This is a genomic window from Arthrobacter sp. TmtSoilC79 (assembly GCF_059739405.1).
This window is the reverse complement of sequence record NZ_AP046051.1, coordinates 2,955,936-2,977,235: the sequence shown is the minus strand read 5'-3', so window position 1 is coordinate 2,977,235 and position 21,300 is coordinate 2,955,936. Positions and strand designations below refer to the sequence as shown.

Sequence of the window (21,300 nt, the reverse complement as noted above, 5' to 3'; positions counted from 1 at the left end):
GTCCACATAGCCGGATTCGGCTCATAAAAATGTCAGTGCTCCGTAATAGCGTCTGACATGACAGGAAAGCGGCCTTTCGGGCCACTCCACAGCGAGAAAGCATCAGAGGTGTGAACCATGGCGGCAACCCCGGATCGTGAAAAGGCGCTCGAAGCAGCGCTTGCCCAGATCGACAAGCAGTTCGGCAAAGGCTCCATCATGCGCCTGGGTGATGACACCCGCGCTCCGATCGAGATCATTCCCACCGGCTCCATCGCCTTGGATGTCGCCCTTGGCATTGGCGGCCTGCCCCGCGGCCGCGTAGTTGAAATCTACGGTCCTGAATCCTCGGGTAAGACCACTGTTGCCCTGCACGCAGTTGCCAATGCGCAGCGTGCCGGCGGCATTGCGGCCTTCATTGACGCCGAGCACGCCCTGGACCCCGATTATGCGGCCAAGCTCGGTGTTGACACGGACGCGCTGCTTGTCTCGCAGCCGGATACCGGTGAGCAGGCCTTGGAGATCATGGACATGCTGGTGGGCTCCGGCTCGCTGGACATCATCGTCATTGACTCCGTGGCAGCTCTGGTGCCCCGTGCGGAAATCGAAGGCGAGATGGGTGACTCCCACGTGGGTCTCCAGGCACGACTGATGAGCCAGGCACTGCGAAAGATCACCGGTCGGCTCAGCCAGACCAAGACCACCGCCATCTTCATCAACCAGCTTCGCGAAAAGATCGGCGTCTTCTTCGGCTCCCCGGAAACCACCACCGGTGGTAAAGCCCTGAAGTTCTATGCATCCGTGCGCATCGACGTTCGCCGTATCCAGACCCTGAAGGAGGGTGCGGATTCCGTCGGCAACCGGACCAAGGCAAAGATCGTCAAGAACAAGATGGCGCCGCCGTTCAAGATCGCTGAGTTCGACATCATCTACGGCCAGGGCATTTCCCGTGAGGGCGGCATCATTGACATGGGAGTCGAGCACGGAATCATCAAGAAGTCCGGCTCGTGGTTTACCTATGATGGCGACCAGCTTGGCCAGGGCATGGAGAACTCGCGTCGCTTCCTGCGGGACAACCCGGAGCTCGCCCAGGAGCTGGAGCGCTTGATCAAGGAAAAGCTTGGCGTGGGCGTCAAGCCGGAAGAAGACTCCCCAAAGCTGAAGGCCGTTGACGGTTAGAAGAGGGCCGGATCCGGAATCGTCCGTATCCGCCGATCCCGAGCCTGATCCCGAATCCGTGGCGCGCGCCATCGTCTTGAGGCAGTTGACGATGGCGCCGCGGAGCCGGCTTCAGCTTTCGCGCAAGCTCGCGGAACGCAATGTGCCCGAGGATGTGGCAGAGGCAGTTCTGGACCGGTTCGAAGAAGTCCAACTCATAGACGATGCTGAGTTCGCCCGGATGTGGGTTCGCAGTCGTTCCCAGAGCAAGAAGCTCGCCAAGGGCGCCATTCGACGGGAACTGGCGGACAAGGGAATCGAACTGGATGCGGCTGAAGAAGCCTTGTCCCAGCTCAGTGACCAGGACGAGGAACTGGCTGCGCGGGAACTGGTTCAACGCAAACTTCGGCCCGGTGTGGACCTGAACGATAGGGCGGAGCGGGACAAGTACACGCGCCGTCTGGCGTCGATGCTGGCACGGAAGGGCTACGCGCCCTCCATGGCATTCAGGATCGTCGGTGAGGTGCTGGCAGAAGCCGGTACCCTTGAGTAGTGAGTTTGACCATTCCTTCCCCAACAGCTGCCACCATTCCTTCCGCTGAGCCCAGGACCTACCAGGTCCGGACGTTCGGCTGCCAGATGAACGTTCATGATTCAGAACGCATGGCGGGACTCCTGGAGGACGCAGGCTATGTCCCCGCCGAGGGCGAACTGGCCGACGTGGTGGTCTTCAACACCTGTGCCGTGCGGGAAAATGCGGACAACAAGCTCTACGGAAACCTCGGCCAGCTCCGGCAGGTCAAGGCGGAAAACCCCGGCATGCAGATTGCAGTTGGTGGTTGCCTGGCACAGAAGGACCGCGAAACCATCGTGAAGAAGGCGCCGTGGGTCGACGCCGTGTTCGGTACCCACAACGTCGGGGCCCTGCCCGCACTGTTGGACCGTGCCAGGCACAATAATGAAGCGCAACTTGAGATCCTCGAGTCCCTGGATGTCTTCCCGTCCACCCTTCCCACCAAGCGGGATTCGGTGTATTCAGGCTGGGTTTCCATCTCTGTGGGATGCAACAACACCTGCACCTTCTGCATTGTGCCTTCGCTCCGCGGCAAGGAAAAGGACCGCCGGCCGGGTGAGATCCTCGCAGAGATCCAGGCCCTTGTGGACGACGGCGCGGTGGAAGTGACCCTCCTGGGCCAAAACGTGAACTCGTACGGCGTGGAGTTCGGGGACCGCCAGGCTTTTTCAAAGCTCCTGCGGGCGTGCGGCGAAATCGAAGGTCTGGAGCGTGTCCGCTTCACCAGCCCCCACCCGGCAGCCTTCACCGATGACGTCATCGAAGCCATGGCCGAGACGCCCAATGTGATGCCCCAGCTGCACATGCCGCTGCAGTCCGGCTCTGACAAAGTACTCAAGGATATGCGCCGGTCCTACCGCTCCAGCAGGTTCCTGGGCATTCTTGACAAAGTCCGTGAGCTGATTCCCAATGCGGCCATCACCACGGACATCATTGTTGGATTCCCGGGTGAAACAGAGGACGACTTCCAGGCCACCCTGGACGTTGTGGAGAAATCCCGCTTCGCCTCCGCTTTCACCTTCCAATACTCCAAGCGGCCCGGGACCCCGGCCGCGGACTTGCCGGATCAGCTTCCCAAAGCCGTGGTCCAGGAACGCTTCGAAAGGCTGACGGCCCTTCAGGACCGCATTGCCGCGGAGGAGAATGCCAAGCAGTTGGGCCAGACGGTCGAGGTCCTGGTGACGGCACAGTCCGGGCGCAAGGCCGGGGAAACCCACCGCTTGTCCGGCCGTTCCAGGGACCAGCGCCTGGTGCACTTCTCCGTGCCGGCCGGCGCAGAATCTCCGCGTCCCGGCGACTTCGTCACTGTCACCATTACGGAGGCCGCTTCCTTCCACCTCGTGGCTGATCCCGCCACGGCAGGGGACTACGTGTTGCGCCGCTCCCGTGCCGGTGATGCTTGGGATCGTTCCCAAGCTGACTCCTGCGGCGTCCCGGCCCCCGGCGCAGCCGGTAAGGCCGGCGTGTCATTGGGAATGCCGTCGTTGCCTGCCCGTCGCGCCTGACGCAGGATCCGGATCACGTGCCTGTTTCCTCAGAGGATGCTTCCCTGCCCGTCATAGCAGTGGTCGGCCCTACTGGTTCCGGTAAGTCGGACCTGGGCGTCGGTCTTTCCCTCGCCTTGGACGGCGAGGTCATCAATGCAGACGCCTTGCAGTTCTACCGAGGCATGGACATAGGGACAGCCAAAATCAGCGTGGACGAGCGCAGGGGAGTGCCCCACCACCTGCTGGACATCATGGACGTAACCCAGGAGGCAAGCGTCGCGGACTTCCAAGCGGATTGCCGGAGGGCCATCGCTGAAATCCGTTCGCGGGGAAAGCGCCCCATCCTGGTGGGAGGATCGGGTCTTTATGTCCGGGCCGCGCTGGACGTCCTGGAGTTCCCTGGTACAGACTCCGCTGTCCGGAAGGCCCTGGAAGAAGAATTTGACGCGGACGGCCTTGCACCGCTGCGTGCCCGGCTCGAGCACGTAGATCCCGTCTCGGCTGCCCGTCTGGGGGATGCGCGCCGGGTGATCCGTGCCCTTGAAGTACACCAGCTCACCGGACGGCCTTTCAGTTCATTCATGCCCCAGCGTCAGTACTTCCAGCCGGCCCTGCAGATCGGGTTGTCCGTGGACAGGGAGGTGCTGAGGGAGCGGTTGGCGTTGCGGGTCCACCGGATGGTGGAGGTTGGCCTTTTGGAGGAGGTTGAACGGCTCGATGCTGCCGGCCTCAGGAAAGGCAAGACAGCCTCCCGCGCACTGGGGTACTCACAGTTCCTGAATGTTTTGGACAACCGGGCCGACGTTGCCACAGCTGCGGAGGAGACCATTGTTGCCACGAGGCAGTTTGCCCGGCGTCAGCTCACCTGGTTCAGGGCTGACCCCCGCATCACCTGGTTCGACTGGCACGACCCTGAACTTCTCAGCAAGGCGGTGGCTGCGGCCGGGGAGCAGCCCGCGTAATTTCGGGCCCTACCTGCGCGGCAGGTAGCCTAGTGCCATGGACGAAACCTCCGCAATTCCCGCCTCGCAGCCTGCAACTGCCTTTGGCTCCGTGACCGCCTCCAGCCTTGCGGGGCTGCCGTTTTCCAAGGGGCACGGAACCGGCAACGACTTCGTCCTTATTGCCGACCCCGGCGACGCCCACGAGATCACTCCGGAACAGGTTGCGCAGTTGTGCGACCGGCATACTGGCATCGGTGGTGACGGCCTCATCCGTGCCGTGCCGTCACGGTTCCTCCCCGAGGGCAGGAACCTCCTGGAACAGGATCCGGACGCCGAGTGGTTCATGGACTACCGCAACGGCGACGGTTCCCTCTCGGAGATGTGCGGAAATGGCGTGCGCGTGTTCGTCCACTTCCTCATTGCCGAGAAACTGGTTGACCTTGGTCCGGGTGAAACCCTGACCATCGGCACCAGGGGAGGAATCAAGAAAGTGGTCCGTACGGCCAACGGATACGCCGTAGACATGGGGCCATGGGAGTTTATCTTCCCCCAGGAGGCCACCAGCAAGGCCATGGACGCCTTGGTCAGCGCGGACGGCCTGGAAGTGGCACGTCCCGGCCTCTCGGTCAGCATGGGCAATCCCCATACCGTGGTTGCCTTGGCAGAACTCAAAGAGTTGTCGGCAACGCAATTGTTCAAGGCCCCGGTGGTGGATCCCAAGCCTGCCAACGGTACCAACGTTGAATTCGTGGTTCCGGCCGATCCCTTGGTTGAGGATGGGGTCGGTACCATCACCATGCGCGTCCATGAACGCGGCGTAGGGGAGACGCAATCCTGCGGTACCGGCGCTTGTGCCGCGGCCGTCGCGATCCGTCACTGGGCCGGTAACACCGCGCCAAACGATTGGCACGTGATGGTGCCCGGCGGCGTCGTGGACGTCAAATTCTTCCCCGGCGCCGGCGGGCGCGAGCACGTGGAGCTCAGCGGTCCGGCAGTCATTGTGGCTACTGGGACGCTTTCCTGACACGTATGATCCGGAACGACTTGGACGTGCTCTCGCGGGTCACTGTGTAGCCCGCATCCAGTTCGCCGGCCAGCCATCGCTGGAGGGAGTCCGAGCCAAGGTTCTTTTGGACCACCAGCCAGGCATTTCCTCCCGGGGCCAGCCGGGGCAACCATGTCAGCAGCAGGGTGTGGAGTTCGTCTTTGCCGATGCGGATGGGCGGGTTGGACCAGATGGTGTCGAACTCGACGGCGGGGTCCACCTCGTGTGGCAGGCTGGCCTTTACGTTGGCCAAGCCAAGGGCTGCCGCGTTCTCGTTGGTCAAGGTGACGCAGCGTTCGTTGACGTCCACTGCATGTACTTTGGCATGCGGCGCCATCAGCCCCAGTGTCAGTGCGATGGGACCCCAGCCGCAACCTATGTCCAACAGGTTTCCCTGCGGCGACGGCGGCGGAACTTCCGAGAAGAGGATCGCTGTGCCCTTGTCCACTCCGTCCGGACTGAAGATGCCCGAGGAGGTCTGCAGGTGGCGCGTGGCCCCAGCGAGTTCAACAGTCAAAGGCTTCCTGGTGAACGGTCCGGCTGGCTGGGCGGTGAAATAGTGTGCAGACTCCATAATTTGCCAGATTAGTTGGCTGGCGGCGCCATGGGAAACTGCGGCTCCCAACGGATGATTTGACATCGGATGATAATGTTGAATGCATGTTCTTGATCTTCGAGTAATTTCGATCAGTAGGCCGAAACCCGTCTGAATTTTCAGGCGTTGTACGGCACAGCCCGCGATGCAGGCCGGTCCTTGGCATTGAGCCAAGCCACGGTCTTTCCGCCAGGCAGCTCCTACGGCACAGTCTGTTGGCCCATCAGGGCCATGGACGCATCGAAGATCACACCCTTCCGTCAGGCCACTGAACCGCCGGCTCTTGGTAGTTCGACAGGTCAGCTGACCAGTGCAATCTTGAGATGGCCAGGAACCTCCGAGCGGATCCCACCATGCCAGATCACAGCAGCTGCTGCCCTTTCACAGGCAGCAGGCCAGCACAGGAGGCCCTCTTTGGCCCAAGCCCGTCAGCCCAGCGCGAATAGCGCCCCATCAAACAACAAACAGCACTATTCTGGAATTGCCGAACAGTCTAAGGAGACCATGACCACCCAGAAGCACTCCGGATCCGATTCCGACGCCCAGGACATGAGTCCTGAACAAATCCAGGCCGTGATCGACCGGATTCTTTCCAAGGATGTACCTGCGCAGGCATCCGATGACAACGATGCCAGCGGGGTTTTCGGCAAGGCGCAAGCCATCTCCACCCTTGACCAGGAACACAGCATCTACGACGGTGACCAGGAAGACCTGGCAGAGCGCCGGGCCCTGCGCCGTACTGCCGGACTTTCAACGGAACTCGAAGATGTCACCGAAGTCGAATACCGGCAGTTGCGCCTTGAACGCGTTGTCCTTGCCGGCTTGTGGACCGAGGGCACTCTTGCAGATGCCGAGAACTCCCTGCGGGAGTTGGCTGCCCTGGCTGAGACGGCCGGTTCGGAAGTCCTCGATGGCTTGGTGCAGCGGCGCATGAAGCCGGACCCGGGCACCTTCCTGGGGTCAGGCAAGGCACAGGAATTGAAGGACATCGTTGCCGCCACAGGCGCCGATACCGTCGTGGTTGACACCGAACTGGCGCCTTCCCAGCGCCGTGGGCTTGAGGACATTGTCAAAGTCAAGGTTGTCGACCGGACCACTCTGATCCTGGACATCTTCGCCCAGCATGCCAAGAGCCGTGAGGGCAAGGCCCAGGTTGAGCTTGCGCAGCTCGAGTACCTCCTGCCCCGCCTGCGTGGTTGGGGCGACTCGATGTCGCGCCAGGCCGGTGGCCAGGTGGGCGGGGCCGGCGCCGGAATGGGTTCACGTGGTCCGGGCGAAACAAAGATAGAGCTGGATCGCCGCAGGATCCGCACGCGCATGGCCAAGCTTCGCCGTGAAATCGCTGCCATGAAGCCGGCGCGTGAGACCAAGCGGGCCAACCGCCGTCGTAATGCCGTTCCTTCTGTCGCGATCGCCGGTTACACGAACGCTGGAAAGTCCTCGCTGCTGAACCGCCTCACTGATGCCGGTGTCCTGGTGGAGAACGCGCTGTTCGCCACCTTGGATCCCACTGTCCGTAAGGCCCAGACTCCGGATGGCATCGGCTACACGCTTGCTGACACCGTGGGGTTTGTCCGTTCACTGCCCACGCAGCTGATCGAGGCTTTCCGTTCCACCCTGGAGGAAGTGGCCGACGCAGATTTGATCCTGCATGTGGTGGATGCCTCGCATCCTGATCCGGAGGGCCAGATCGCTGCCGTCCGCTCCGTCTTCACGGAGGTCGACGCCCGCAAGGTGCCCGAGATCATTGTCCTGAACAAGGTTGACGTCGCGGATCCCTTCGTCGTGGAGCGGCTCAAGCAGAAGGAACCCCGGCACGCGGTGGTTTCCACCCGTACGGGCCAGGGCATCGCCGAGTTGTTGGAAGACATCAGCCAATCCATTCCCCGGCCTGGAGTTCGGCTGGAACTGCTCATTCCCTACGATCGCGGCGAAATGATCAGTAAACTGCACAGCTCCGACTCGGAGATCCTGACCTTGGAGCACGAGGAAAACGGGACCCGCGTAGTTGTCATGGTCCGCGAAGGCCTGGCAGCCGAACTGGAGCCGTTCGTCACTAATGGTTGAGAACGTGGCGGCGGACGCCGCTGAGTCATTGGGGGAGAAAACCACCCTCGAGTTGTTGGACCGGGCTGTTGCCGGCATGGGTGGTCAGAGCCGTGCCGGCCAGCACGAGATGGCCAAACACGTTGCCAGGGCCATTGAAACCGGGGAGCACCTGCTGGTTCAGGCGGGAACGGGCACAGGTAAGTCGTTGGCGTACCTGATCCCGTTGATCGCGCATTCAATGGACAGCGCCAAACCGACTCTGGTGTCCACCGCCACCTTGGCACTCCAAACCCAGATTGTGGGCCGTGACCTGCCGCGGCTGCTGGAGAACATTACCCCCGCCCTTGAACGGCCAGTCAAGGTGGCTTTGGTCAAGGGCAGGGCCAACTATGTCTGCCGGCAAAAACTTGAAGGCGGGTTCCCCAGTGAGGAGCCTTCCGAAGGGCAGCTCTTCTCTTTGGGCGAGGACACCAGCGTCCCGCACTTTGCTGCATCCATGGGTGGGCCGCAATCCCAGTTGGGCAAGGAAGTGGTCCGGCTCCGGGAATGGGCGGAGAAGACCACTACAGGCGATCGTGACGAGCTTATGCCCGGCGTCACGGACCGTGCCTGGAGACAGGTCTCTGTCACCTCCATGGAGTGCCTCGGCGCGCAGAAGTGTCCGCTGGCCGAAGAGTGCTTCAGCGAGCTGGCGCGCTCACGGGCCGGTGAGGCCGACGTTGTGGTTACCAACCACGCCATGCTGGCCGTCAGCGCTTTTGAGGGGCTCGCTGTGCTGCCTGAATATGACGTCGTGGTGGTTGACGAGGCGCACGAACTGCAGGACCGCGTCACCGGCGCGGTCTCCGGCCAGCTGTCCGTGGCGATGGTCCACGCAGCGGCGTCAAGTGCCCGCAAGCACACCGCCATTACGGTGGATGCGCTCAATGCCGCGGCCGATCGCCTGGACATGGCCATAGCGGGCGTTCCCAATGGACTTCTGCCCAGCGGACTCAACGACGAACAGCTCGATTGCCTGGATCAGTTGCGCGAAGCCACGCGCGCGGCGTTGTCGGATTCGAAGACCGACTCTTCAAACGCGGTCGACGGCGGTCGGCAACTGGCCCGCTCACGGCTCATGCTCATCCTGGAGCTGTGTGAGCGCATGCTGGCCGCCAAGGAGAACCGGGAAGTCGTATGGTTCTCGCGGAACAGCACCTTTGACCCCAGCCAGGGGTATTCCCAACCCGACGAGACTGCCCCTGCTCTTATCAACATCGCTCCGTTGAGCGTTGCTGGCAGGTTGAGGGAAGGCCTGTTTGCGGGCCACACGGTGGTGCTCACCTCCGCGACGCTGGCCATCGGTTCGGCTTTTGAGCCGGCAGCCGGAGGCCTGGGGCTGATCGGCGATGGTGCACCGAGCTGGACGGGGATCGACGTCGGATCACCCTTCGACTACCCCAAACAAGGGGTGTTGTACGTGGCCAAGCACCTGCCCAAGCCAGGCCGTGGAACCTCACCTGATGCCCTGGATGAGTTGGAAGACCTCATCCGTGCCTCCGGCGGGGGAGCATTGTGCCTTTTTTCCTCGCGACGGGCCGCCGAGGAAGCTGCCGATGCCATGCGGCTCCGACTTGATGTCAATATCCTCTGCCAGGGCGAATCCACCATGGCAGCCTTGGTCAAGCAGTTTGCCGATGAACCCGATACCTGCCTCTTCGGCACGATGTCCTTGTGGCAGGGCGTGGATGTCCCGGGTGGTTCATGCCGCCTGGTGGTCATTGACCGTATTCCCTTCCCGCGGCCCGATGACCCCCTGATGACTGCCCGCTCACGCGCTGTGGCGCAGTCCGGCGGGAACGGTTTCATGGCCGTGTCAGCTACTCATGCCGCTATCCGCCTGGCTCAAGGAGCAGGCCGGCTTATCCGGTCCACCGGCGACAAAGGGGTTGTGGCTGTCCTGGACTCCAGGCTCTCGACGGAGCGCTACGGAGGCTTCCTCCGGGCTGCACTGCCGCCCTTCTGGGCTACGACGGACCGCGCAGTGGTTCGGGGCGTGCTGGAACGTTTGGGGTCCTCCAAGGCCTCCTAGAGGGAGCGCAGGACCGATACGACCTTGCCCATGATGGTGGCTTGGTCGCCCAAAATGGGTTCGTACTGGGTGTTTTGGGGAAGAAGCCACGTATGGCCATCGCGCTGGCGGAAGGTTTTGACGGTTGCTTCGTCGTCCAGCAGGGCGGCGACGATGTCTCCATTAATCGCGTCGTTCTGCCGGCGGACCACAACCCAGTCGCCGTCGCAGATAGCAGCGTCGATCATCGAATCGCCGGCCACCTTCAGCATGAACAGCTCGCCATGCCCGACGAGCTGCCGGGGCAGGGGAAGCACGTCCTCCACAGTCTGGTCAGCCAGAATGGGGCCGCCGGCAGCAATGCGGCCAACCAAGGGCACCATGGCAGTATCGCTGGCGCTGGCAAGCTCCGTCACGGCAAAGCCGCCCGTGCTGCGCAGAGTTGCCGGCGCTTCCACTCCCGGGATGGGTCCGCCATCGAGGGTAAGGGGCATCAGGACTTCCATGGCCCTGGGACGTTTGGGATCGCGGCGGAGATAACCAAGTTTTTCCAGCTGGGAGAGCTGGTGAGTCACGCTCGACAGGCTCGCGAGCCCTACAGTGTCACCGATCTCGCGCATGCTGGGCGGATACCCGTTGTCGTTGACTGATCGCTGGATGGTTTCCAGGATCTTCTTCTGCCGGACGGTCAGGCTTTTGGGACTCTTTTGAGGCTGCTGGCTCCGCAGGGGTGCCCCGCCGCCGGTGGCTTTCGCTGCCATGTTCGCCAATGCCTTTCATTCCGCCCGGAGTGTGCCCGGGGACGAAGGGGTCTGCCAAAAATGTCAGACCCTCCTGTTCCACTGAAACAGTGCTGTTTCTTCACTCAAACGTAGGGCAGCCACAGGCCTTTATCAAACATTTGTTCTAGCGAGTCTCGACACCGTTCGTTGATAAGTGCTAAAAATGTCATAGCAAGGTTCGAATATGTGTTCTATAAACCTGCTGTTGGGGCCCGATGTTCGAACGGAGTGTTCGAACAGAGTGTTCGAACAAAGTGTTCGGACAAGCCGTGACACGCAGGGGAACACCAAAGAATTGGCAGCCATGTACCGGGATCCGGCGCACGGCAATAGCTCAGAAGGGCTCAGCTCATGTCCGCAATCACTACGTTCGCTGATTTCCGTACCACCCAGGCGCCGACGCGCCTGCGTCTGACCCGACGGGGACGGATCGTCTTCTTCGGCATCCCTGCGATGCTGCTGGTGGCTGCGCTGCTGAGCCTTGCTGGTTTCATCACCTCTCCTGCAAAGGCATCTGATTCGCAGGCGCAGCTTCGGCCACCTGTTGCGGTAACGGTAACGGTCCAGCCGGGTCAGTCACTGTGGGGCATCGCCGGGGCTGCCGCTCCTGAGCGGGATCCGCGCGATGTCATCGCCGAGATCATCCAGTTGAACGACCTCCGCGGTGGCCGCATCCAGCCTGGCCAGCAGCTGTTTGTACCCGCCAGCTAGCCAATTCCGTCCCGGCGCCCGCCGGGGTTTGGCGTCACAGTTAGTGGCCAGTCCACCCAGCCCCTTAAACTGGGGTGGTGAGTGACCAGCTTGAGCGACTTGACCGACTACCCCTCCGGACCAACCTGCGTGGACTGAGCCCCTATGGCGCGCCGCAGCTTGATGTTCCCATTTTGCTCAACGTCAACGAAAACACCCATGGAGTCCCTGCGGATGTTCAGGCGGCCATCACGGAAGCTGTAGCTGCTGCCGCCACCGGGCTCAACCGCTACCCGGACAGGGAGTTCACTGAACTCCGGGAATCGTTGGCCGAATACCTTGGCCACGGTCTCACTCCCGGCAACATCTGGGCAGCCAACGGTTCCAATGAGGTGTTGCAGCAGATCCTCCAGGCATTTGGCGGACCTGGCCGGAAGGCGCTGGGATTCCCGCCCACGTACTCCATGTACCCGTTGCTGGCCAGCGGCACGGATACAGAGTACGTCCAGGGGGTCCGGGCCGAGGACTATGGGCTCGATGCAGCCTCGGCTGCCGCCCAGGTCCGTGAAACAGGAGCCAACATTGTGTTCCTCTGCTCTCCCAACAATCCAACCGGCACAGGGCTGGGCCTTGATGTCGTTGAGGCTGTTTACGAGGCCGGCGAAGCCAGCCGGGCCATAGTAATTGTTGACGAGGCTTACCACGAGTTCGCCCACGACAATACGCCGAGCGCACTGACCCTGCTGCCTGGGCGCGAGCGTTTGATCGTTTCCCGCACCATGAGCAAGGCGTTTGCCCTTGCGGGTGCCCGGCTGGGTTACATGGCCGCGGCGCCGGAGGTCACGGATGCCATCAGGTTGGTCCGCCTCCCGTACCACCTCTCGGCTGTCACGCAGGCGACCGCCCTCGCCGCGCTTAATCACCGCGAAGCCCTCATGGCCGACGTCGAGGACATTAAGATCCAACGCGACCGGATTGTGACCGAACTCCTGCGCATGGGCTTGAAGCCTGCAGCGTCGGACTCCAACTACGTTTTCTTCGGTGGGCTCGAGAACCCGCATGCGATCTGGCAGGGCCTGCTTGATGCGGGGGTCCTGATCCGCGACGTCGGCATTCCCGGCCACTTGCGGGTTACGGCCGGAACAGAGCCGGAAACCACGGCGTTCCTCCAGGCGCTGGAAGCGCTGTTGGACGGCCAGGGGTCACAGCCCGCCTAAACTTGTATGTTGAACCCATTCACTCTTCGTGTATAAGGACATCCCAATGAGCGAAACCGGCGCCACGCCGTCCGCTGCCCGCACCGCGCGCATGGAGCGCACCACCAGCGAATCCTCAGTCCTGGTGGAGATCAACCTGGATGGGACCGGTGTCTCGGACATCAGCACCTCCGTGCCGTTTTATGACCACATGCTCACGGCACTGTGCAAGCACTCGCTGATTGACATGACCGTCAAAGCCACCGGCGATACCCACATCGATGCCCACCACACGGTGGAAGATGTGGCCATCACGTTCGGTGAGGTGCTGCGCACAGCCCTGGGTAACAAGGCCGGGATCCGCCGCTTCGGTGAAGCCACCGTTCCTTTGGATGAAGCCCTGGCGCACGCCGTGGTGGACGTCTCGGGCCGGCCGTACCTGGTTCACGGCGGAGAACCTGCCGGCCAGGAGTACCACTTGATTGGTGGTCACTTCACCGGTTCGTTGACCCGCCACGTTTTTGAGGCCATTACCCTGCACGCAGGGATTTGCCTGCACATGAACGTTCTCGCCGGCCGCGATCCCCACCACATCGTGGAAGCCCAGTTCAAAGCCTTTGCCCGGGCGCTCCGTGCCGCGGTGGAATCCGATCCCAGGGTCGAGGGCATTCCCTCCACCAAGGGGGCGTTGTGAGCGGTCAGGTACTCAAGGACGGGGCAGTGGCCGACACCATCGCTTCGGTCAAGCCCACGTCGCCGGAAGGCAAGCCCACTGTCACGGTGCTCGACTACGGTTCCGGCAACGTTCGTTCGGCTGTCAGGGCCTTGGAACGTGCCGGGGCTCATGTCGTGCTCAGTTCCAAACCCGAAGACGTACTCAATGCCGACGGCCTGGTGGTCCCCGGTGTCGGCGCCTTCGAAACCGTCATGAAGGAACTCAAAGCAGTAGACGGCATCCGCATGATCGGTCGCCGGGTTGCCGGTGGGCGCCCGGTACTTGCCATTTGCGTTGGTTTGCAGGTCCTTTTCGAAGCCGGGGTGGAACACGGCACCGAATCCGAAGGCATGGCCGAGTGGCCGGGCAAGGTGGAACTCCTGCCGGCACCCGTTGTCCCGCACATGGGCTGGAACACGGTGGATGTTCCGGAAGGTTCCAGGCTTTTTGCCGGCGTCGAGGACGAGCGTTTCTATTTCGTGCACTCGTACGGTGTGCAGGAGTGGAACTTCGATGTTGTTCAACCGCGCATGGCTCCGCCCCGGGTGACATGGTCAGAGCACGGCGCACGCTTCATCGCCGCCGTCGAAAATGGCCCGTTGTGCGCAACGCAGTTCCACCCGGAGAAGTCCGGCGATGCCGGTGCGCGCCTGCTGAGGAACTGGGTGGACGGCCTGAAAAAGCCGGCAACTCCAGCGGCCGAAGCCAGCGGAAGCGGTGCCGCCTAGATGTGGTCTGTTGTCCTCATGGGCCTCGCCGGCGTGCTGGTGGGAGGCGGTATTTCCTTCCACCAGCAGAAGAAACCGCGCTGGGTTTCCATTGCTTTTTACGCGCTGGCAGGGATGTCCCTGCTGGCGGCCTACCTCTTGACGCTGCCCGGTAACTGAACCGGGCATCAACCAGACCGCGTCGAACCTCGAACTCCAAGGACCCACATGACCACCTCCGCCCAGCCCGTGCTGGAACTCCTGCCCGCCGTCGACATCGTTGACGGCCAGGCGGTCCGCCTCCTCCAAGGGGAGGCCGGCTCGGAAACCAGCTACGGAACCCCCCTGGAAGCAGCCCTGAACTGGCAGAATGCCGGCGCTGAATGGGTTCACATGGTTGACCTCGATGCCGCTTTCGGCCGTGGCAACAACGCCGGCCTCATCAGTGAGGTGGTGAAGCAGCTGAACGTGAAGGTGGAACTGTCCGGAGGATTGCGTGATGACGAGTCGTTGGACCGCGCCCTTGAACTGGGCGTCGCACGCGTGAATCTTGGCACGGCAGCGCTTGAGAACCCGGAGTGGACCCGCAGGGCCATCGACCGCTTTGGTGACAAGATCGCCGTCGGACTCGATGTCCGCGGTACCACCCTTGCCGGGCGCGGCTGGACCAAGGAGGGTGGCGACCTTTGGGAGGTCCTGGCCCGCCTCGAGGATGCCGGCTGCGCACGTTATGTAGTCACGGACGTCACCAAGGACGGAACCTTGCAGGGGCCCAATGTGGAACTGCTGCGTCAAATGGTGGAGAAGACCGGCAAGCCCGTTGTGGCCTCCGGTGGGATTTCCAGCCTTGAGGACCTCAGGGTGCTGCGTGAACTGGTGCCCCTGGGCGTTGAGGGCGCGATTGTGGGCAAGGCTCTGTACGCCGGTGCCTTCACGCTGCCCGAAGCCCTGGACGTTGCCGGTCGTCGCTGATGCCCCACGACGCCGGACATCGGCAAGGTAACCAGACAGGTTCCGGAAGCCGGCACTTGCCAGGCCACATTGCTGCCGCATTGGCCGGTGCCGGGGGAGCAACGGACTCGGCGGGGCAGCCGTGGGCGGGCAGGAGCCTTAGTGGGGACGATGCCAGGATCCATAACTTTGAGGACGACGACGGAACGGCCGACGCCGGCTACCTCACCGCCATCGCCTCGCTGATCCAAGGTGCCGGTACCGAGGCCGACGTTGTTGCCTCGCTGGCGACTGCACGGGTATTCGTTCCGGTCGTTGCGCAGTTGGCTGAGGAAGCTGAGGGCGTCGAGGGGCTGCACGCCGACAAACAGGCTGATATGGCGTTGGTCACACTCAAGGCGCCAGACGGTCGCAAGGCGATGCCCGTGTTCACTTCTGCTGCAGCACTGGAAGCCTGGCACGGCGAAGCCCGTCCCGTGGCGGTTTATGCGGCTCGCGCTGCGCTCTCAGCAGTCTCTGAAGGCGCGCAGTTGCTTGTTGTGGATCCCGGCTCGGACTTCACGTTCGTGGTCCGGCGCCCTGCCCTGTGGGCCCTCGCCCAGCAGCGGGACTGGACGCCGTCATACCTTGATGATCAACTGGAGTCTGCTCTCGCTTCAACAGTGTCAACTTTCCGGACGGTCCGCCGGCTTCAGACGCAACCCGGCGCAGGCGTAGCGTCGTTGACAGCCGATGGCCGCACCGTGTCTGGCGGCGGCTCCGGTCCGGAGTTGCGCGTGGTGCTCTATCTCGAAGATGGCCTCGATGCGGTGGCTGTCCAAGCGCTGGTTGCCCAACTTAACGAGGCATGGGCGCGGATGGATTCCTTCGCAGAGGGCGTTGACTCCATTGAAGTGAAATTGCAGCGTGCAGCACAGGAGCCTGGGCCGCACTAATGGCAGCCGGTTCCCCGGCCTGCCCCGGGGGAACAAGAGGTTTTAGCCAGTGAATTTCGCTCTCTACAAAGAGATGCTGTCCATCCGCCCTGTCCGGCGCTTGCTGGTGGTGGGCATGATCGCGCGTATTCCGCACTCTGCAGCAGGCGTTCTGCTGACGTTGCACATCGTCTTGACTTTGAATCAGGGATACGCCGCCGCCGGCGCGGCCGCCGCTGTCATGACCATCGGCATTGCCGTGGGCGCGCCGTGGCGGGGCCGAAGGGTTGACACGGTGGGCCTGAGGAAGGCCCTGATTCCTTCCGTGGTCTCCGAGACCGTGATCTGGTCCATCGTCCCGCACGTTTCCTACGAGTGGCTTCTGCCATTGGTTTTTGTCGGCGGGCTCTTTACCCTGCCGATCTTCAGTGTTGTGCGTCAGTCGTTGGGCGTCATGGTTGAGGGGGAGCAGCGCCGGTCTGCCTTCGCCCTGGATTCCATTGCCACGGAACTTGTCTTCATGATTGGACCTGCCGTTGGCGCCATTGTGGCCACGGCCGGTTTCTCGGCGATCGGTCTGACAGCGGTAGGCATCTCGGTGTCGGTGGCTGGCTTGTTCCTCATGTGGTTCAACCCGCCGACTCGAAGTGAAACCGCCTGCACTCCGGAGGAGTCCGCGGACCGTGCTGCGGCGGACCTCGCTGCCGCGGAGGCGGCGATGGTGGCTTCCGCGCCGGCGCACGTTCAGGAAGCGGCCTCCGAGATGACGTCTCCAACGTCGCGCAGTGCAGCGCTCAAAAGCCGGGTTGCCAGGAATTTCACCTGGTTCACTGCCTCCGTGGCTGCGCTTTTCGCTGTGGCCGCGGGATCGGGCATGGTGCTCAGTGGCTCGGATGTCAGCATCGTTGGCCTGTTGGAACGTGGCGGGCATGAGAACCAGATCGGCATAGTGTTCTTCTTCTGGTGCGCATCATCGGTGGTCGGCGGGCTGATTTACGGCTCCATGAAGCGTTCCATTTCGCCCATGTTGCTCCTGTTGGGAATGGCCGCACTGACTATTCCCATGGGCTTTGCCCAGGACACCTGGACGTTGGCCTTCCTGTCGCTTTTGCCGGGCCTGCTCTGCGCGCCCGTCCTGTCCGCGTCCTCGGAAAAGGTGGCCGACCTCGTCGATGAGGAACGCCGTGGCGAGGCCATGGGCTGGTATGGCTCTGCCCTCACGGCAGGCGTCGCCCTTGGCGCTCCTTTGGCCGGCGTCTTCATCGACACGGTTGGTCCTTCCGCCGGCTTTGCGGCCATCGGTTCGGCAGGTGTCCTGCTCTGCGTCGCGGGTCTGCTCCTGACCTCCTTGCGCCGCCGGGCCGCCCGCGTCTAATCGCATCAACTGCGGTCCAAACGGACAAACCGGAAGAACCGGAAGAACCGGAAGAACCGGGCGCGCCGAGCGAACCAGACAGCTGACAAAGCCGGACAAGCCGGGAACGCACGACGGCGGGTCGACCACATGTGGTCGACCCGCCGTCGTTGATTCCTGGGGGAGTTGGGGGCTAGTTAACCGGTCCGGTGAACTTCTCACCCGGGCCCTTGCCCGGGGCGTCCGGGATGAGCGAGGCTTCGCGGAATGCCAATTGCAGTGAGCGAAGGCCGTCGCGCAACGGACCAGCGTGCTGGGACCCGATCTCCGGGGCAGCCGCCGACACGAGGCCGGCCAGGGCTGTGATCAGCTTGCGGGCTTCGTCGAGGTCCTTGAGGTCCTCTGCGTTGGGGTCGTCCGCCAGGCCTACCTTCACCGCAGCTGCGCTCATCAAGTGAACGGCGCCAGTGGTGATGACTTCCACGGCCGGTACTTCAGCGATGTCGCGGATCTGCTGGGAAACACCGGAATCGGTGGCAGGCGCGGCGTCTTCGCTGTAGGAGTTGCGGGAATTGCTGTCTTCAGTGCTCATACTGGTAAGCTTGTCACAGACCGACTGGAAGTCGTTATTCATGGCCGGAAGTTCAGGGCCAAGAACAGCAGTAATGGTCCCGCCGCGTGCAATGTGCACTTGGCGGGTTGTTTCTGTAGAATTGTCTTTCAGTTTGCAAGCGGAGTTCTCTCCCACCCGCGTCAGCCGTTTCCCTTCAGGGACGTGATCCCTTCGGGGACAAGAGGTTGCCGGGTACCTGGTCGGACACTTGGGTGGCACAGCCACCCGAAGTGCGTACTCCCTGTAGGGGCAGTGCAGCCGATCTTCGAGGCCTTCGATTGCGCCAGCAATTGGAGGCCTTCTCTATTTGCCGGTGAAATCACCACAACCACAGGAGCTTTAACATTAGCGAGCCAAGAATCAATGAGCGTATCCGCGTCCCCGAGGTGCGGTTGGTCGGCCCTGCCGGCGAACAGGTAGGAATTGTCCGCATCGAGGACGCCCTGCGTCTTGCTGCCGAATCCGATCTCGATCTCGTTGAAGTTGCCCCGCAGGCTAAGCCTCCTGTTTGCAAGTTGATGGACTTCGGCAAGTACAAGTACGAGGCTGCAGTCAAGGCCCGCGAAGCCCGCAAGAACCAGACCAACACGGTTCTGAAGGAAATTCGCTTCCGCCTCAAGATCGACAAGCACGACTACGAAACCAAGCGCGGTCACGCCCTTCGGTTCCTCGGTGCAGGTGACAAGGTCAAGGCCATGATCCAGTTCCGTGGCCGTGAGCAGCAGCGTCCCGAGATGGGCATCCGCCTTCTCCAGAAGTTTGCCGAAGATGTTGCCGAGGTTGGCATCGTAGAGTCCAGCCCGCGCATCGATGGCCGCAACATGGTCATGGTGATCGGTCCGCTGAAGAACAAGGCCGAAGCCAAGGCAGAAGCCCGCCGCGCGGCACAGCGTGCAGAAGCCAAGGCCCAGAACGAGGCCAAGGCTTCCGGACGCGTGGACACCGACGGTGACCAGGCTCCGCTGACCCAGAGCTTGGGCGACCTTCTTCCGGCCGGCCTGCTGGTTGGCGAAGAGGAGACCACGCAGGAAACTCCCGAGGCTCCTGAGGTTGAAGCAGCCGAAGTCCAAGAGGCTCCGGTTGTTGAAGAAGCCCCGGCAGCTGAAGAGGCAACGCCAGCCGAGGAAGCTCCTGTTGCAGAGGAAGCTCCGGCGCCCGTTGTTGAAGAAGCACCCGTAGTCAAGGAAGCTCCGGCTCCCAAGGCTGAACCGGCCAAGGCAGCACCTGCAAAGGCTGCTCCGGCCCAAAAGGCTCCGGCTGAGAAGGCTCCGGCAGCGAAGGCTGCCCCGGTTGAAACTCCGAAGCCTGTGGTCCCGGCCGCTCCGAAGCCTGCAGTTCCTGCGGCTCCGAAGCCCATGGCCAAGCCGGCAGCTCCCAAGCCGGCAGCTCGGCCCGCGGCCCCAAAGGCCGCGCCGAAGCCTGCGTCACGCAAGACCAACTAGTTCAACGCCGCGGAGGCCCCGCCTCCACCGGCAAGCAACCAGCACGCCGGCCCTCGCGGGCCGGCTGCGCGAAAGAATCGCGGACTCGTCCGTGGATACGTAAGGAGATCGGTTCCCATGCCGAAGATGAAGACCCACAGCGGTGCTAAGAAGCGCTTCAAGCTGACCGGTACCGGCAAGCTGAAGCGCCAGCAGGCCAACCGCCGTCACTACCTGGAGCACAAGTCCTCCAGGCTGACCCGTCGCCTCGCCGGCGACAAGCTCGTCTTCAAGGGCGATGCCAAGGTCATCAAGAAGATGCTCGGCGTCTAAGTTCCAAGTTCTTTGGTTACTGCCATCCGGCAGTGGCCGACTACACCAAAAGCCTTCTCAGGCCGGCCGGGTTTCCGGCAGTAGCAGCTTGGGATAAAGATTTCTGAAGGAGTACGCACGTGGCACGTGTGAAGCGGGCGGTAAACGCCCACAAGAAGCGCCGGGTTGTCCTCGAACGCGCCAAGGGTTACCGCGGTCAGCGTTCGCGCCTGTACCGCAAGGCCAAAGAGCAGCTGCTGCACTCGTTTGTGTACAGCTACGGTGACCGCCGTAAGAAGAAGGGTGACTTCCGTCGCCTCTGGATCCAGCGTATCAACGCTGCATCCCGCGCCAACGGCCTCACCTACAACCGTCTCATCCAGGGCCTGAAGGCCGCTGAGGTTGAGGTTGACCGCCGTATGCTGGCCGAGCTGGCCGTCTCTGACGCCAACGCTTTCGCCGCTCTGGTGAACGTTGCAAAGGCTGCACTTCCGGCTGACACGTCCGCTCCGGCCGCCAAGGCCGAGGCTGCTCCGAAGGCTGCAAAGGTTGCTCCGGCTGCTGCGACGGCAACGGCCGTCAAGGCTGTCGTTTCCGAGAAGCCGGCCATCGATGGCGCAGTTGCCGCTGATGGCGACGAGGCTCCGGAAGGCTACGCCATCAAGGGCAACGCCGAGTCCAAGAAGTACCACGTTCCGGGTTCCACCTGGTACAACACCACCGCTGCTGAATACTGGTTCTCCACCGTTGAGGCTGCAAAGGCTGCCGGCTTCGAGCCTGCAGGTGGCGAAGCACGCCAGCAGATCAAGAACTAGTCGCAACTGCCACTAAAGTTCTTTATATGAACCAAACCGGGCGCCCGCAAGACTTTCCGATGACCAACCCCCGAGCAGATCGGGTAAGGGACGTCGCCAAGCTTGCCGGGCGCCCGGCGCGTTTAAAACGCGGACGCTTCCTGGCCGAGGGGCCGCAGGCGGTGCGTGAGGCGCTAAGCCTGCACCGCGAGCGTGCCGCGGCGGGAGGTTCCGCCGTCGTGCATGAAGTCTTTGCCAGCGAAGCGTGCCTGGACCGTCTACCGGAACTCGCCGAGCTCGCCCTGGGTACTCCTCTCCGGCTGGCCAGTGACGAAGTCTTGGCAGCCATGGCAGATACAGTCAATCCGCAGGGGATTGTGGCTGTGTGCAGCTTTGTGGACGTCACCCTTGAATCAGTACTCGACGCCGGTCCGCGCCTGATCGCGGTCATGTGCCAGGTCCGGGACCCCGGCAATGCCGGTACTGTCCTTCGCGCTGCCGATGCCGCAGGTGCTGATGCCGTGGTGCTGACAGGTTCCAGCGTGGATATTTACAACCCCAAGGCTGTCCGGTCCACAGCCGGTTCGCTGTTCCACCTTCCAGTGGTGCTCGGCGCCGATGTGGAGGACCTCGTGGAGCGTTGCCGTGAGCGGGGTATTGGCATCCTGGCCGCTGATGGCTACGGGACCGTCAACCTGGACAAGCTCCAGGACGAGAATGCTGCCCGAAGGCTTGGAAACGGTTCCGTTGCCTCTGAGTATGCCCTCGAAGCCCCTACAGCGTGGCTGTTCGGCAATGAGGCGCAGGGTTTGTCGGATGATGAACTGGCACTTGCCGATCACCGGGTGGCTGTCCCCGTTTACGGAGCGGCTGAGAGTTTGAACCTGGGAACGGCGGCGACAGTATGCCTCTACGCCAGTGCACGCTCCCAGCAGGGCGTCACAGTGGGGAATGTCTAAAGACCGCCTCC

22 protein-coding genes are annotated in these 21,300 nt (G+C 62.6%); 19 read left to right on the top strand and 3 right to left on the bottom strand.

The window, feature by feature from the left end:
* Window positions 1-117: 117 nt before the first annotated feature.
* From recA to dapF, 5 genes are read left to right on the top strand one after another with little or no spacing between them, the layout of a single operon-like run.
* On the top strand, window positions 118-1,158 hold the full coding sequence (recA, locus tag AC6JA3_RS13670) for a recombinase RecA (RefSeq protein WP_026541571.1): 1,041 nt from the start codon (window positions 118-120) through the stop codon (window positions 1,156-1,158).
* Window positions 1,159-1,216: 58 nt separating this feature from the next.
* Window positions 1,217-1,690, top strand: coding sequence for a regulatory protein RecX (locus AC6JA3_RS13665; RefSeq protein ID WP_397334569.1), 474 nt, complete (start codon window positions 1,217-1,219; stop codon window positions 1,688-1,690).
* A complete protein-coding gene (miaB, locus tag AC6JA3_RS13660; protein WP_347783547.1) occupies window positions 1,690-3,216 on the top strand; it encodes a tRNA (N6-isopentenyl adenosine(37)-C2)-methylthiotransferase MiaB in 1,527 nt (508 codons plus the stop codon). The genes AC6JA3_RS13665 and miaB overlap by 1 nt, the downstream gene beginning before the upstream one ends.
* A gap of 17 nt (window positions 3,217-3,233) precedes the next feature.
* On the top strand, window positions 3,234-4,160 hold the full coding sequence (gene miaA / locus AC6JA3_RS13655) for a tRNA (adenosine(37)-N6)-dimethylallyltransferase MiaA (protein ID WP_347783546.1): 927 nt from the start codon (window positions 3,234-3,236) through the stop codon (window positions 4,158-4,160).
* A 37-nt stretch (window positions 4,161-4,197) separates the two neighbouring features.
* On the top strand, window positions 4,198-5,166 hold the full coding sequence (gene dapF, locus AC6JA3_RS13650; RefSeq protein ID WP_347783545.1) for a diaminopimelate epimerase: 969 nt from the start codon (window positions 4,198-4,200) through the stop codon (window positions 5,164-5,166).
* On the opposite strand, the gene AC6JA3_RS13645 is transcribed toward dapF, so the two are convergent.
* Entirely contained in the window at window positions 5,147-5,761 is a 615-nt protein-coding gene (locus AC6JA3_RS13645) for a class I SAM-dependent methyltransferase (protein ID WP_026547335.1), read from the bottom strand. The two genes, dapF and AC6JA3_RS13645, sit on opposite strands and share 20 nt — an antisense overlap.
* Window positions 5,762-6,286: 525 nt before the next feature.
* Here AC6JA3_RS13645 and hflX point away from each other — a divergent pair.
* A complete protein-coding gene (hflX, locus tag AC6JA3_RS13640) occupies window positions 6,287-7,849 on the top strand; it encodes a GTPase HflX (protein WP_026541577.1) in 1,563 nt (520 codons plus the stop codon).
* Window positions 7,842-9,902 (top strand): ATP-dependent DNA helicase, encoded by a 2,061-nt coding sequence (locus AC6JA3_RS13635; protein ID WP_347783544.1) that lies wholly within the window; start codon window positions 7,842-7,844, stop codon window positions 9,900-9,902. Before hflX ends, AC6JA3_RS13635 begins: the two co-directional genes overlap by 8 nt.
* Here the strand turns inward: AC6JA3_RS13635 and lexA are convergent.
* Window positions 9,899-10,642, bottom strand: a complete 744-nt coding sequence (gene lexA, locus AC6JA3_RS13630) for a transcriptional repressor LexA (RefSeq protein ID WP_026541579.1) — start codon at window positions 10,640-10,642, stop codon at window positions 9,899-9,901. The two genes, AC6JA3_RS13635 and lexA, sit on opposite strands and share 4 nt — an antisense overlap.
* 372 nt (window positions 10,643-11,014) lie before the next feature.
* Here lexA and AC6JA3_RS13625 point away from each other — a divergent pair, with 372 nt between their 5' ends.
* The 8 genes from AC6JA3_RS13625 to AC6JA3_RS13590 all read left to right on the top strand — a co-directional run bounded on the left by AC6JA3_RS13625 (window position 11,015) and on the right by AC6JA3_RS13590 (window position 17,211).
* Entirely contained in the window at window positions 11,015-11,374 is a 360-nt protein-coding gene (locus AC6JA3_RS13625; RefSeq protein ID WP_026541580.1) for a LysM peptidoglycan-binding domain-containing protein, read from the top strand.
* A gap of 77 nt (window positions 11,375-11,451) precedes the next feature.
* Window positions 11,452-12,570, top strand: coding sequence for a histidinol-phosphate transaminase (locus tag AC6JA3_RS13620; protein WP_347783543.1), 1,119 nt, complete (start codon window positions 11,452-11,454; stop codon window positions 12,568-12,570).
* 46 nt (window positions 12,571-12,616) lie between these two features.
* Window positions 12,617-13,243, top strand: a complete 627-nt coding sequence (gene hisB / locus AC6JA3_RS13615) for an imidazoleglycerol-phosphate dehydratase HisB (protein WP_026541582.1) — start codon at window positions 12,617-12,619, stop codon at window positions 13,241-13,243.
* Window positions 13,240-13,992: an imidazole glycerol phosphate synthase subunit HisH gene (gene hisH, locus AC6JA3_RS13610; RefSeq protein WP_347783542.1), complete on the top strand. Its 753-nt coding sequence runs from the start codon at window positions 13,240-13,242 to the stop codon at window positions 13,990-13,992. The genes hisB and hisH overlap by 4 nt, the downstream gene beginning before the upstream one ends.
* On the top strand, window positions 13,993-14,151 hold the full coding sequence (locus tag AC6JA3_RS13605) for a CG2302 family histidine operon protein (RefSeq protein WP_167332884.1): 159 nt from the start codon (window positions 13,993-13,995) through the stop codon (window positions 14,149-14,151). It begins immediately after the preceding gene.
* A gap of 48 nt (window positions 14,152-14,199) precedes the next feature.
* The gene (gene priA, locus AC6JA3_RS13600; RefSeq protein ID WP_026541584.1) at window positions 14,200-14,943 is read left to right on the top strand and encodes a bifunctional 1-(5-phosphoribosyl)-5-((5-phosphoribosylamino)methylideneamino)imidazole-4-carboxamide isomerase/phosphoribosylanthranilate isomerase PriA; all 744 of its coding nucleotides are present in this window, start codon (window positions 14,200-14,202) and stop codon (window positions 14,941-14,943) included.
* Window positions 14,943-15,857, top strand: coding sequence for an SseB family protein (locus AC6JA3_RS13595; protein ID WP_347783541.1), 915 nt, complete (start codon window positions 14,943-14,945; stop codon window positions 15,855-15,857). Before priA ends, AC6JA3_RS13595 begins: the two co-directional genes overlap by 1 nt.
* Before the next feature lie 49 nt (window positions 15,858-15,906).
* A complete protein-coding gene (locus AC6JA3_RS13590) occupies window positions 15,907-17,211 on the top strand; it encodes an MFS transporter (protein ID WP_026541586.1) in 1,305 nt (434 codons plus the stop codon).
* Window positions 17,212-17,383: 172 nt separating this feature from the next.
* Here AC6JA3_RS13590 and AC6JA3_RS13585 read toward each other — a convergent pair whose 3' ends face one another.
* Window positions 17,384-17,782: a DUF1844 domain-containing protein gene (locus AC6JA3_RS13585; protein ID WP_026541587.1), complete on the bottom strand. Its 399-nt coding sequence runs from the start codon at window positions 17,780-17,782 to the stop codon at window positions 17,384-17,386.
* A gap of 407 nt (window positions 17,783-18,189) precedes the next feature.
* On the opposite strand from AC6JA3_RS13585, the gene infC reads away from it, so the two are divergent.
* The 4 genes from infC to AC6JA3_RS13565 all read left to right on the top strand — a co-directional run bounded on the left by infC (window position 18,190) and on the right by AC6JA3_RS13565 (window position 21,289).
* Entirely contained in the window at window positions 18,190-19,245 is a 1,056-nt protein-coding gene (infC, locus tag AC6JA3_RS13580) for a translation initiation factor IF-3 (RefSeq protein WP_026547338.1), read from the top strand.
* A gap of 117 nt (window positions 19,246-19,362) precedes the next feature.
* On the top strand, window positions 19,363-19,557 hold the full coding sequence (gene rpmI / locus AC6JA3_RS13575) for a 50S ribosomal protein L35 (RefSeq protein ID WP_011774324.1): 195 nt from the start codon (window positions 19,363-19,365) through the stop codon (window positions 19,555-19,557).
* A gap of 119 nt (window positions 19,558-19,676) precedes the next feature.
* Entirely contained in the window at window positions 19,677-20,351 is a 675-nt protein-coding gene (gene rplT / locus AC6JA3_RS13570) for a 50S ribosomal protein L20, sunset domain variant (RefSeq protein ID WP_026547339.1), read from the top strand.
* Between the two features lie 26 nt (window positions 20,352-20,377).
* The gene (locus AC6JA3_RS13565) at window positions 20,378-21,289 is read left to right on the top strand and encodes a TrmH family RNA methyltransferase (RefSeq protein WP_026541590.1); all 912 of its coding nucleotides are present in this window, start codon (window positions 20,378-20,380) and stop codon (window positions 21,287-21,289) included.
* The last annotated feature ends 11 nt before the right edge of the window (window positions 21,290-21,300 follow it).

What these genes read in the sequence shown, in the direction of transcription:
- lexA (WP_026541579.1), bottom strand. Translation starts at nt 10,642, where the DNA reads ATGGCAGCGAAAGCCACCGGCGGCGGGGCACCCCTGCGGAGCCAGCAG.
- rpmI (WP_011774324.1), top strand. Translation starts at nt 19,363, where the DNA reads ATGCCGAAGATGAAGACCCACAGCGGTGCTAAGAAGCGCTTCAAGCTG.
- recA (WP_026541571.1), top strand. Translation starts at nt 118, where the DNA reads ATGGCGGCAACCCCGGATCGTGAAAAGGCGCTCGAAGCAGCGCTTGCC.
- AC6JA3_RS13565 (WP_026541590.1), top strand. Translation starts at nt 20,378, where the DNA reads ATGAACCAAACCGGGCGCCCGCAAGACTTTCCGATGACCAACCCCCGA.
- AC6JA3_RS13635 (WP_347783544.1), top strand. Translation starts at nt 7,842, where the DNA reads ATGGTTGAGAACGTGGCGGCGGACGCCGCTGAGTCATTGGGGGAGAAA.
- dapF (WP_347783545.1), top strand. Translation starts at nt 4,198, where the DNA reads ATGGACGAAACCTCCGCAATTCCCGCCTCGCAGCCTGCAACTGCCTTT.
- hisB (WP_026541582.1), top strand. Translation starts at nt 12,617, where the DNA reads ATGAGCGAAACCGGCGCCACGCCGTCCGCTGCCCGCACCGCGCGCATG.
- priA (WP_026541584.1), top strand. Translation starts at nt 14,200, where the DNA reads ATGACCACCTCCGCCCAGCCCGTGCTGGAACTCCTGCCCGCCGTCGAC.
- AC6JA3_RS13625 (WP_026541580.1), top strand. Translation starts at nt 11,015, where the DNA reads ATGTCCGCAATCACTACGTTCGCTGATTTCCGTACCACCCAGGCGCCG.
- AC6JA3_RS13585 (WP_026541587.1), bottom strand. Translation starts at nt 17,782, where the DNA reads ATGAGCACTGAAGACAGCAATTCCCGCAACTCCTACAGCGAAGACGCC.
- AC6JA3_RS13645 (WP_026547335.1), bottom strand. Translation starts at nt 5,761, where the DNA reads ATGGAGTCTGCACACTATTTCACCGCCCAGCCAGCCGGACCGTTCACC.
- AC6JA3_RS13595 (WP_347783541.1), top strand. Translation starts at nt 14,943, where the DNA reads ATGCCCCACGACGCCGGACATCGGCAAGGTAACCAGACAGGTTCCGGA.
- AC6JA3_RS13605 (WP_167332884.1), top strand. Translation starts at nt 13,993, where the DNA reads ATGTGGTCTGTTGTCCTCATGGGCCTCGCCGGCGTGCTGGTGGGAGGC.
- hflX (WP_026541577.1), top strand. Translation starts at nt 6,287, where the DNA reads ATGACCACCCAGAAGCACTCCGGATCCGATTCCGACGCCCAGGACATG.